The sequence below is a fragment of the Bacillus sp. 5w2 genome, from assembly GCF_054353775.1.
Window position 1 is genome coordinate 805,371 of sequence record NZ_JBTIWT010000001.1, and the last position, 12,058, is coordinate 817,428.

8 protein-coding genes and 3 pseudogenes are annotated in these 12,058 nt (G+C 34.9%); 2 read left to right on the plus strand and 9 right to left on the minus strand.

From position 1 onward, the window contains the following. Window positions 1–32: 32 nt before the first annotated feature. Together aspA and ACXY7N_RS04050 are read right to left on the minus strand one after the other, a co-directional pair. A complete protein-coding gene (gene aspA / locus ACXY7N_RS04045) occupies window positions 33–1,472 on the minus strand; it encodes an aspartate ammonia-lyase (protein ID WP_016088438.1) in 1,440 nt (479 codons plus the stop codon). Between the two features lie 24 nt (window positions 1,473–1,496). Beyond that, window positions 1,497–2,768: a cation:dicarboxylate symporter family transporter gene (locus ACXY7N_RS04050; protein ID WP_016088439.1), complete on the minus strand. Its 1,272-nt coding sequence runs from the start codon at window positions 2,766–2,768 to the stop codon at window positions 1,497–1,499. Window positions 2,769–3,464: 696 nt separating this feature from the next. Between ACXY7N_RS04050 and ACXY7N_RS04055 the strand changes: the two genes are divergently transcribed. Both ACXY7N_RS04055 and pyrH read left to right on the plus strand, forming a co-directional pair. Then, a complete protein-coding gene (locus ACXY7N_RS04055; protein ID WP_016134117.1) occupies window positions 3,465–4,820 on the plus strand; it encodes an RNA-guided endonuclease TnpB family protein in 1,356 nt (451 codons plus the stop codon). A gap of 314 nt (window positions 4,821–5,134) precedes the next feature. Continuing rightward, window positions 5,135–5,878 carry a UMP kinase gene (gene pyrH / locus ACXY7N_RS04060; RefSeq protein WP_016134116.1) on the plus strand — a complete coding sequence of 248 codons (744 nt, stop codon included), beginning with the start codon at window positions 5,135–5,137 and terminating at the stop codon, window positions 5,876–5,878. Between the two features lie 208 nt (window positions 5,879–6,086). Here the strand turns inward: pyrH and ACXY7N_RS04065 are convergent, their stop codons facing one another. The 7 genes and pseudogenes from ACXY7N_RS04065 to ACXY7N_RS04095 all read right to left on the minus strand — a co-directional run bounded on the left by ACXY7N_RS04065 (window position 6,087) and on the right by ACXY7N_RS04095 (window position 12,058). Beyond that, window positions 6,087–6,662 carry an imm11 family protein gene (locus ACXY7N_RS04065; protein WP_098405208.1) on the minus strand — a complete coding sequence of 192 codons (576 nt, stop codon included), beginning with the start codon at window positions 6,660–6,662 and terminating at the stop codon, window positions 6,087–6,089. Between the two features lie 220 nt (window positions 6,663–6,882). After that, complete coding sequence (locus ACXY7N_RS04070) at window positions 6,883–7,452, minus strand: imm11 family protein (RefSeq protein WP_000708217.1); 570 nt, start codon at window positions 7,450–7,452, stop codon at window positions 6,883–6,885. Window positions 7,453–7,489: 37 nt separating this feature from the next. Continuing rightward, window positions 7,490–8,782 (minus strand): annotated as a pseudogene (locus tag ACXY7N_RS04075) (AHH domain-containing protein); the annotation flags it as partial. After that, window positions 8,772–8,915: pseudogene (locus ACXY7N_RS04080) on the minus strand (DUF3958 domain-containing protein); the annotation flags it as partial. The pseudogenes ACXY7N_RS04075 and ACXY7N_RS04080, both read right to left, overlap by 11 nt. 42 nt (window positions 8,916–8,957) lie before the next feature. Beyond that, a pseudogene (locus ACXY7N_RS04085) lies at window positions 8,958–9,236 on the minus strand (TIGR04197 family type VII secretion effector). A gap of 353 nt (window positions 9,237–9,589) precedes the next feature. After that, window positions 9,590–10,801, minus strand: coding sequence for a cardiolipin synthase (cls, locus tag ACXY7N_RS04090; RefSeq protein ID WP_016134112.1), 1,212 nt, complete (start codon window positions 10,799–10,801; stop codon window positions 9,590–9,592). A gap of 111 nt (window positions 10,802–10,912) precedes the next feature. Then, the gene (locus ACXY7N_RS04095) at window positions 10,913–12,058 is read right to left on the minus strand and encodes an ABC transporter permease (protein ID WP_016088444.1); all 1,146 of its coding nucleotides are present in this window, start codon (window positions 12,056–12,058) and stop codon (window positions 10,913–10,915) included.

A 12,058-nucleotide genomic window follows, 5' to 3' on the forward strand; every position in this document is an offset into this window, starting at 1 on the left:
ACAAAAAAGAGGGGATTGTCCCCCCTCTTTTTTTAATTTTTCTTTAAAAGAGTTGCTCCTGCAATCCCTGGGTGTGTCATTTCGAATGGATCTAGAATTAACTCTAAATCTTCTTGTGACAATACACCATTTTTCACACAAAGTTCTCGAACGGATTGCCCTGTCGCGATTGCTTCTTTCGCAACGCGAGCTGCTGCTTCATAACCGATATGAGGGTTCACGGCTGTAATAATTCCTACACTCTTCTCAACATACTCTTTTAAGCGATCTTCATTCGCTTCAATTCCTTTTAAGCAATTATCTGTAAAGGCACGGAAACCATTATTCATAATGCTAATTGATTGAAGTAAGTTGAAAACAAGTACTGGTTCCATAACGTTTAATTCTAATTGTCCTGCTTCTGAAGCAAGGCAAATTGTATGGTCGTTACCAATTACTTGGAACGCAATTTGATTAATTACTTCTGGCATAACAGGGTTTACTTTCCCTGGCATAATAGATGAACCTGGTTGACGAGCAGGTAGCATAATTTCCGCTAAACCAACGCGTGGACCTGATGCCATTAAGCGAAGATCATTTGCAATTTTAGACATATTCATCATACATACTTTAAGTGCTGCAGATACTTCTGTGTATGCATCCGTATTTTGCGTTGCATCTACTAAATCTTCTGCACCAACAAGTGGTAGTTCACTAATTGCAGCTAAATGTTTTACAACTGCTTCAATATATTCTGGATCTGCATTTAAGCCTGTACCAACTGCAGTTGCCCCCATGTTCACTTCATATAAGTGTTGACGTGATTGCTGAATTCGTTTCATATCACGTTCAAGTACACGAGAGTACGCTTTAAATTCTTGTCCAAGACGAATTGGCACAGCGTCTTGTAAATGTGTACGGCCCATCTTAATCACATGATCGAACTGTTCTGCTTTTAATTCAAATACATCATGCATATAACCCATCGTTTGTAATAAACCTTCTAATGCGTTTAATGTTGCGATATGAATCGCCGTTGGGAATGCATCGTTTGTTGATTGCGCCATGTTTACATGACTATTTGGACTAATATAATGATAGTCTCCCTTTTCCATTCCTAATAATTCAAGAGCACGATTGGCAATGACTTCATTTGCATTCATGTTCATTGAAGTACCTGCTCCGCCTTGGATTGGATCTACGATGAAATGATCATGCCATTTTCCATCAAGAATTTCTTGAGCAGCTTCTGCGATCGCGCCGCCCTTGTTCAATTCCAATCTTCCCACATCTGTATTAGCAAGCGCTGCAGCTTTTTTTACAACTGCGAACGCTCTAATTAAACCTTCATGGATTTTGTATCCTGTAATTGGGAAGTTTTCAACTGCACGCATTGTTTGTACGCCGTAGTATGCATAGTTTGGTACTTCTTTTTCACCTAAAAAATCTTTTTCAATTCGAACACCATTTTTAACTTCAGTTAATGTTGTCATGATTATTCACTCCTTAACAATTTCTTATGCTGCTTTTGTTTCTTTGACTGTTTCTACATATTGTTTTGCTTTCTCATTATCGAATTCGCCTTCCCACTTCGACATAACAATGGCCGCTAATGCATTTCCTAATACATTGACAGCTGAGCGAATCATATCTAAAATGCGGTCAATTCCCGCAATTAACGCGATACCTTCTAGTGGTAACCCCATTGAACCTAATGTTGCTAATACAACAACGAACGATGCACCTGGAACTCCCGCCATACCCTTGGATGTTAACATGAGAACGAATAATAACGTTATTTGCTCCGTCAGTGACATGTGCACACCGTACATTTGTGCAACAAACAATGCCGCTAACGCTTGATAAATAGCCGATCCAGTCAAGTTAAATGTATAACCTGTCGGAATAACGAAAGAGGCAACTGCCTTTGGACAACCGAACTCTTCCATTTTTCTCATTATATTAGGTAAAACAGCTTCTGAACTTGCTGTCGTAAATGAAAGAATAAGTTCTTCTTTTAAAATTTTCATTAATGTAAAAATGTTTACGCCAACCATTCGTGCATTAATACCTAATACAATCACAACGAATAGTATAACAGTTACATATACAGCTAGCACTAGTTTTCCTAAAGGAAGTAATGTTGCTACACCAAATTTTGCAACCGTAACAGCAATTAATGCGAATACACCAAATGGTGCAAATTTCATAACTTGATTTGTAACCCAAAACATCGCTTCGAGTACACCTTCAAAGAAGTTAAAGACAGGCTTTCCTTTCTCCCCAATTGCCGCAACTCCTAAACCGAATAACACTGAGAAGAAAATAATCGGTAATAAGTCACCTTGTGCAATCGATTCAAATACGTTTTTCGGTACAATATGAACAATCGTGTCAGCAAAACCTTTCTTCTCTGTAGCATCTGCTGTTTGTTTATAAGAAGAAATATCACTTTGCTGTAAGTTACTCATATCAACGCCAGTACCTGGTTGGAATATATTTGCCGCAAGTAATCCCATTAAAATAGCGATCGTTGTAATAATTTCGAAATAAAGAATTGTCTTACCGCCCAGTTTCCCAAGCTTCTTCATATCTCCTACACCAGCTACCGCAACAATTAATGCTGAAATAACAATCGGTACTACAATCATTTTAATTAAGTGAATAAATATATCCCCAATTGGTGTGATATAAGAAATCGCCGTTTTATTGCCGTAAAAGATTGCCCCTACCACAATCCCTAAAACAAGCGCGACAAAAATTTGTGTTGCCAATCCGAATTTTTTCATTTATGCTCATCCCCTTCATGCGAACGCTTTCATTTCGTATTTATAAAAGCTTACTCACACATCTTATAGGCGAACCTACAAAATCATACAAAAACCTACAAGTTCGTCACAAAAAATTCGAATTTTTTTCTTATAATATTCATTGACACATATTCCGTAAAAAGAAATAAAATATACTTGATAAAACATCAGATTATTTCGTATAATCTAAAAGATATATACTTACAACAAATCGAAATGAAAAGGAGTGGATGATATGAAAAACTATACAAAGCAATTCGTCTTATCTTCTTCTTTTCTTTTTCATTTTCTTAAAAAGGAACAAGGGCATTTGCCTTTGTTCCTTTTTTTATCCTTTTCGGCAAGAAGACTCCCTCCGATTTGTGTTACGGGTGAAACTCAACAATTCAGGTGGAGATGAATTGCTGTCAGAAGGTAGGCTGAACTCTTTTGTTTCGCTCATAATAATTTTTTGAGTGCGAATGTTTGTTTTTTTGTCTTACGATATAATCTGCGTAGATAAGGAGAGGAGGGAATAGATTGTAAGACAACGAAATTGGATAATGATTATCATTCAGCTACTTGAGTCAAAAGGAATTACGATGAAGAACATGTTCGCATGTTGTTTCATTTCGTTCCGAATATGGATTTGTTAAAAAATTTTTAATGATTCCTCTAAGAAAGGCGGTGAAAACAATGGCCAGAAAGAAAGCAGTGAAAGTATTACGTAAACAAAAGAAAAGAGAAATCATACAACGATTCACTCAAAAACAAAATATCGGGCGAGCTTGCTTGACTGCTAAAGACTTCCGCTTACTGCAACGCATGTCACATAGTTCAAAAGCATTGCGAAATGTTGGATTGTACACGATTAAACAAAGTTACTTGAATCATAATAAAATGGCTACTATAAAAGAAGTGGATACTGCCATGCAAGCCGATATGAATTACTGGGGCATTCAATCAAATTCTGTTCAAGCGATTCGTAGAGCCTTGTTTACAGAAGTGAAGAGCTTTTTTAAAGCGTTGGAACAGTGGAAGAAAAAACCTGAGAAGTTCACAGGGCGTCCTAAGTTTCCCAATTATTCTCGTTCCACTGACAAACGAATTATTGAAATCTATCAAGTCCCAAAAGTTGATGATAACGGGTATTGGATGATTCCGATGAATGTGGCATTCAGGAAAAAATTCGGTTCCATTAAAATACGTATGCCGAAAAACGTAAGAAATAAAAAAATCTCCTACATTGAGATTGTACCAAAGCAAAAAGGTCGGTTCTTTGAGGTGCATTACACATATGAAATGCACATTTCTCAAATGAAGAAACCATCCACGACTACGAGTAACGCTTTGAGTTGCGATTTAGGTGTAGATAGATTAGTAAGTTGCGTAACAAATACAGGTGATACATTTTTAATTGATGGAAAAAAATTAAAATCCATTAATCAATACTTCAACAAAATGATACGTAATCTGCAACAGAAAAATATGGACAATGGAATTTCAAATCGTATTGTAACGAATAAAATGGCTGCACTTTGGCATAAACGAGAACGACAAATAAATGGTTACATTTCACAAACTGTAGGCCTGTTGTTTAAAGAAGTGAAAGCATATAACATAGATACAATTGTCATAGGGGATAACACTGGCTGGAAACAAAAATCTCATATAGGAAAAAAGAACAATCAAACATTTGCTCAAATCCCGTTCCATAAACTGATTGCAGCAATTGAGAATAAATGCGTAAAAGAAGGCATCCGATTTTTGAAACAAGAAGAAAGCTATACTTCAAAGGCCAGTTTTCTAGACAAAGATCCGGTTCCAGTTTGGTCTAAGGATGATAGTACGCATTATCGCTTTAGTGGCAAAAGAATCACTCGTGGTCTGTACCAAAGTAAAGTAGGAACATGTATTCATGCTGATATTAATGGTGCATTGAATACATTGGAAAAATCAAGAGTTGTAGAATGGGATGACAATCTTAGAGTGAAAACGCCGATTCTATTAGAAGTGCAAAAACGTAAGGCTGTTGCTTCGTGCATAGCTTAGTGGGTGCGTCAACCATCCATGTGTACTCGACTTGTCGGGGCTTGTAGCACACGCCGGATTCATCTGAGTGGTGGTTTCTTCCACAAGGGAGAACTGCTCTTTTTCGAAAGGGTGGTGCAAGTGGGAAAACTATCGTTCGTTGCCAGTACCAACCAAAAACTTACTTGGGGTGTTACCGTAGGGTGGCATGAATGCTAGAGCGTCAAACTGTCTAGTGATAGAAGAAAAGACCTAGTGTTCTAACTCAAGCCCCCCACTGAAACGCTTCATCTCAGTGGGGGGAGTTGACTGCGATCTATATAGGGGGAATTGTTATGAGACCATATAAACGTGTCTTAATTAAATTAAGCGGCGGTGCACTTGCCGATCAAACTGGAAATAGCTTTAACTCCAAACGATTAGAACATATTGCAAACGAAATTTTATCCATTGTTGATTTAGATATCGAAGTATCCATCGTCATCGGTGGCGGTAACATTTTTAGAGGTCACCTAGCTGAAGAATGGGGAATTGATCGCGTAGAAGCTGATAATATCGGTACACTAGGTACAATCATTAACAGCTTAATGCTTCGTGGTGTTTTAACAAGTAAAACAAATAGAGAAGTACGCGTTATGACGTCCATTCCATTTAATGCAGTAGCTGAACCATACATTCGCTTGCGTGCAGTCCACCATTTAGATAACGGCTATATCGTTGTCTTTGGAGGCGGAAACGGGCAACCCTTCGTGACGACAGATTATCCAAGCGTACAAAGAGCTATTGAAATGAATAGCGATGCCATATTAGTCGCAAAACAAGGTGTCGATGGCGTCTTTACAAGTGATCCAAAGTATAATAAATCAGCAAAAATGTACAGCAAACTAAACTATAATGATGTTGTTAGGCAAAACATTCAAGTCATGGATCAAGCCGCTTTACTACTTGCCCGTGATTATAATTTACCAGCACATGTCTTTAACTTTGATGAGCCTGGCGTGATGAAAAGAATTTGTTTAGGTGAACATGTTGGGACGTTAATTAATGATGATGTTTCGATGCTGGTGCATGAAAAATAATATTTTTTATCGGAAGTTTTGTTCATCTCCAGGAATTATTAGCCTTTTACAAGCAATTGATCTCTCACCTCGCCTCTTTGCTTCAGCCGAATTTTGAGGTGGGAATCTTACTGCTCGTTAATGCAGGATAAATAGTCCCCTACTTTGTATAACAAGGGGACTTAAATTTTTATCGTAAACTTATCAGGACCATTTATAATTTTAGAATTTATTTACGAAAGCTCTTCTGAATCCACACTTCAATAAATTCAAATCCTTTTAAATCACTTTGTTCAATAAGATTCTTCAATTCATCTGAAATAAAAACAGCCGTGGGATGAATTTTCCCATTTATATAAACCTTAAAAATCATCTCATTTTGAACAGTATTACTATTAAATGCGAATTTTTCGCATCCTATTATTAAACCTGTAATCAGTTTTTTAAAAACTGCTTTATCACTATCAATTGCATCTAGTACATTCAACACGTGGACCAAGTAATATACCTCACTAGTTGAATTGCGTAAGAGTGGTAAAAATTCAACATTATCGCCTATTGAAGGTTCAAGTACTTGCTTGGCTTTTTCACTAATCATTGGTGCACCAGTTCCTCCCCAAAATTTAGGGAAATCACTATGAATATCTCCTTCAATACACTCTATATATATATTTCCCCATGAATTTGCTAAATGAGTTATCGAATTTATTTTTCCATCAATATATTTTTTATTGTCTTCTTCAAAATTTAATAACTGGAAAGACTCATAGTTATCTAATACACTCTTTAATGCCCATATTTTCATGCTTATTCCCCTTAACTATTCTTTTATCTTCTAAAATAAAATAGAATATTAAGTAACAAAAAATCGTTTACTACTATTTACTTTGTGATTCTAAAATATATCTTGAATATGAATTACTATACTTATTCATAATAAAAAGCTTATACAAGTGCATAAGCTTTTTATTTTTTACTCTCTTAGATATGGGTTCCCATTAATAATCTAATTAAATTAGATTTCTTTACGCACCCTCTTCTGAATCCCACACTTCAGTAAATTGAAAACCTTTTAATTCACTCTCTAAAATTGCATTTTTGAATTGATCTGATACTAAAAGATAGTTAGGATGTACCTTCCCATTTATTTTCAATTTAAAAATTGGTTCATCCTGGACAACATAAGGAATAAATACAAATTTTTTACACCCTATTATTAAACCTGAACTTAACTTATCAAAGATTGTTTTATTAGTATCAAGTGCTTCCAACACTCTTAAAACATGCATAGCATAGTATTTTTTGTTTGTTTGTTTATGAATTAATGGTAAAAATTCAATAGTATCTCCTACTATAGGTTCTAAAACATTCTTGGCTTTTTCACTAATTATTTGTACACCAGACTTTCCCCAAAAAATAGGGGAATCGCTTGACTTTCCTTCATCTGTTACCTCAATAAACTGAGGCGTCCATGAATCTGACAAACTCACCATAGAATTAAAACTAGTTTTAAAATATTTTTTATCCTCTTCATAGTTCAATAATTGAAAGGTTTCATAATCATCAGTCGAGCTCTTTAATTGCCAAATCTTCATATATATTCTCCTTTATTATTACCATTTATTTAGTTAGTTATTTCTTGGGTCCATTTAATCGTAAATTACCTTCTAATAAATCTCTTCTTATTCCATGTAACACTTCAGCTATATCAGCTTGAGTACCACCCATTTCTATAACAGAATTCAATCTTTCTGTTACTTCTCTTATATACTCTTTTGAGTGGTTACCTATATGTAAAACTTCAGTAGTTACATAATCATTTATTTTATATGGTAAAAACACCCCATTGACCGCAGCATCATAACTTATCCCTATCTCTTGTAATAATTCCTGAGCTTCCACAGCCCTACTATCATTCCAAGGTACTATGTGATGTGCCGCATTAGGATATGGAGATGTATCAACCCCTGCATCTTTAAGTTCTGCACGTAATTTTTGAGATGCTGTATAAGAATCAGGATATTCGTTTTTCACCTCTACTCTATCAAGAACTTTATCTGCATATTCCTGAATTACTTCTTGAACATCTTTAACTTTACTTCTTCCACTAGTTTTGGAAAACATAAATGTTTCACGAGCTTTTTGTAAAACTTCAAAACTTTTTATTTGATTGCTTCCAAATCCACTTGTACCTGCAAATGCCAACCGATCCGTCAATGGCAATTTATTTGCGAAAGAAGACATTCCTGTAGAGAATTTTGCACCTTTTGCTAATGTAGTGACTTTACTTATTCCTTTATCACCAATAAGCCCTAATCCAACTTGTGTTAATGCATAACTTCCCCACTTAGCACGACTTTCAGCGTCTCCATTTATTACATCATTAATAAACGAATCTGACAATGCATTCCACATAGCAGGTAAGGTTTCATCTAAATGAGTAACGGCGTATCCCATGTTCTCCCACGTTTCCCATTTACCAAGTGCCACAATACCATCTATTGTATCTTCAACAGCTTGACCCGTACCTTCTAAAATACCATCTATAATTTTTTCGGATGTAGATTTTTCGGGAGCTTTCTTGCTCACCGCTCCTTCTTCCATTGATCCTTCCTTTAAAAGATTATCAACTTGACGTTTTCTTTCATCAGCAATTTCTTGAATCGAAACGGTCCAATCCATATTTAATCCTTGTGTACTAAACGTACCACTTACAGGACTAAATCCTTTACCACTTTGGACTTCAGCGAGGCCGGCAGTAATGCTAGCCACTAGTTGAAGAGCTGTATTGTAGTTATTACTGGACGTATAGTTAAATTCATATAGATGCTCTAATTTTTCTTGCAGTTTTTTTCTCATCTCCACTAAAACAATAACCATGGCATCTATTCCGGGCAATACTGTAGCAATACTAATTGCTTCTATTTCTCAATTCGTGAAAGTCCATTTCTGCTTGTCTCTGGATTTGAATCTCCGTTTGATTTCGATCCTGTTTTTCAAATACTATCCGTAATTCATGATTAAATTCATTTATTTTCTTTTCCACATCTTGACTCATCCTATTCTCCCTACCCTTCTCCTTTTACCGTAGGTTGCCACATTAGCGAAATGTCTTTTGTAGTTCGTTATCCATTCTTTCAAAATCCTTAGCTACTAAATGAATATTATCAATTGCTTGTTGAAAGGCCCCACAAAATTGTCTAGTCAAATCCAGCATTTGTTGATTCGCTTCTTGCGCCTGGGCATTAACAGATAGTGTAGTACGGCTCGCCTTTGTTATAGAACGATTTGTCGCACCTTAAATTGTATCCGATGCATTTTTCATTTGCGTAGCAATTTGTGTAGCCGTTTGAAAATTACTTTGGAAGTTCCCCATCATTTAAACACCTTCTAGTTTCAAAATTATTAATAAAATTATATCACGTTAATTGTTTATGTTTGTCAAAAAATTCAGTTATGAAACTTCAGTTTTTTTAAGAGCCCTTAATAAGATAGAGACAATATCTTAACTTTATTTTAGCTACATATTTCATTTTTTTGCTGAAGTGCAAATAAAAACAGCGGAACCCCCGATAGACCAAACTTTTTTAACTACCAATAATGAATAATGAACTATAAAACAAGAAAGAACCTTCTATTTTTGAAGGTTCCTTCTCACTTCTCTACTTGTTAAATAAACAATACAACTTCCTATTTACTATATTCTAAATTCCCCGTATCTCAGTTAAATCATCACAAATAAAAATCCACCAGTCCTGCTAATTTCTCCTTACAACGCTCCCAAAAAGATAACTTCTCAAAAAATTCTTTCGTCATTTCTTTTGAATCATGAATATCTTGCGCTAATGCCTCGTTCACTTCTGATACGATAGTTCCACCATGAATATACAAATTCATCTCATCATTAATATAAAAGCTACGTGCAGTTATGTTTGTTGTACCGATAACAGTTAATTCATTATCAATCAGCATTAACTTTCCATGAAACATCCCTTTTTTATAACCATATACTTGAATTCCATTATTAACAGCTTGACGAATATAAGGATACGCTGCCTCTTTAATAAGAGGAATATCTGGTTTATACGACCAAAGTATTTTTACTGTAACACCACGTTTTTGTGCCGCGATTAAAGCGTTCATTAACTCTTTATTTTTCGCTATAAAATACGGCGTCGTAACGACAACCGAATGCTTCGCTTGGTTTATTAACTCAACATATTTTTCAGCGACGTGATGCCCATTGTAACTAGCCATCGTATGTAATGTGTTCCCTTTACTAGCTTTATTCGTACTTCTCTTTATATCTTCTTTCGTATCTCGTTTCCAATCTAAAGCAAACTGTTCTTCTAAATCTTTTGCTCCTTCTCCTTTAAGCCGTACATGATAATCACGCCAATATCCAAATCGCTTATCTTTCCCTAAGTACTCATCTCCTATATTAAATCCGCCTGTATAGCCAATTTCCCCATCAATTGTCGTAATACGGCGATGATTACGATGGTGAAGTGAATAAAATCCGAATGGCAATTCCGGTTTTCTACTATATGTAAAATGCACGCCACTTTCCCGCAATTCATTTATCATCTTTCTTTCAAATGATAAATCATTAATGCGATCAACTGATAAATAGACGTTTACTCCTTCTTTTGCCTTCTCTTTTAATAAGTTTAAAAAAGTATGGCTACTTTTGTCATCCGACAAAATAAAAAAATACGTGTAAATAGATTGCTTTGCTTCTCTTATGTCAGTAAATAACTGTTTATAAAATGACTTCCCTTTTACATATAATTGAAAGTCACTATAATGAGGAGCGTACTCTGTCGGCATATTTTTCCCAGCTTCCATTTTTCTTCCGAGTGTGACGTCAATATGCATCCAAATTAATATAAAAATAAATATAGCCATAATAATAGAAATAACTCGCAATATTTTTTTAATCATTTTAATTTCCTTCCGCTCGTTTTCTTTCCACCTTTCTATTTTGTCATTCAAATTTAGATTTCATGCTTCATACAAAAAAGGATGCGACTTAACGTCACACCCTTTTTTATATTAAACAAAGTTCCTCGCATCATTATTTCTTCCAAATTTATAAATAGCAATTAAGAAGAACGCTACCGCAAAGGCGAATAAGATTAAAATATTTAAATACAACTCTGAAAATGGAATACCTTGCTGTAGTTTTGCTATCGTATCTAATAACCAGCGCTGCGGAAGAAAATCAGCTACTTTTTGTACCGCTTTTGGCATAATGTCGTACGGGAAATAACATCCTGCAAGTAAACATGTTGGTACTATCACTAGATTTTGCAATGCATTTGAAGCAGTTGAACTTTTTGAAAAAGACACAATGACTAATGATAAACCAATTGCGATTAAAGCGAATATCATAAGCACACCAATCATTACTATGAAAGGCATATTAATATTTGTATGAAAAACATTCGTCATAAATAGTACTGCAATGACAATTTGCACTGTTAATATCATCATATTTACTGCAACATTGGATAATATAAATTTCTTTCCGTCAATTGGTGTTGATAATAATCTAAAGTACGTTCTATTCTCTTTTTCTTTTAAAATAAATCCTGATAAGTTCACTGCTGAAAACAGCATAAACATAATAAGATAACCCATCGTTTGGTTTGTCATATCTTTATTTTTCGAAGTATCTTCTAGCGTCTCCGTTTTCATTTTAAATGAACTTTTTTGATACCCTGCGTACATATTATCAAATGCACTTTGATCTGTTCCTGCCACTTTACTAATCGCAGCAATATTATCAACATAGTTATATAAATATGATTTTATAAATCCTGTTACTTGATCACCTTTAATCGATGAAATTTCAATATGATCTGGTTTCCCTTCTCGAACACTTTTTGAAAAACCAGAAGCTAATGTAATAACTCCATCAAGTTTTTTGGAAGTGAGTTTATCTTCTACTTCAGACTCCTTAACCTTACTCACATTCACATGATTTAATCCTTCTAAAAACTTTATCGTATCATTTGCTATCGGCTCATTTTCTTTATTTACAATCCCGATATTTAACGTTCCTTGCCCTGCATTTCCGTATATCGAAAAAGAGATGAGCGTTCCGATTATTGGCAAACTAATAATAATGAATAACCCTTTTTTATTTTTTAAAAGTACAGATAACGTTTTTTGTATGAGCCATAAAATATCTTTCAT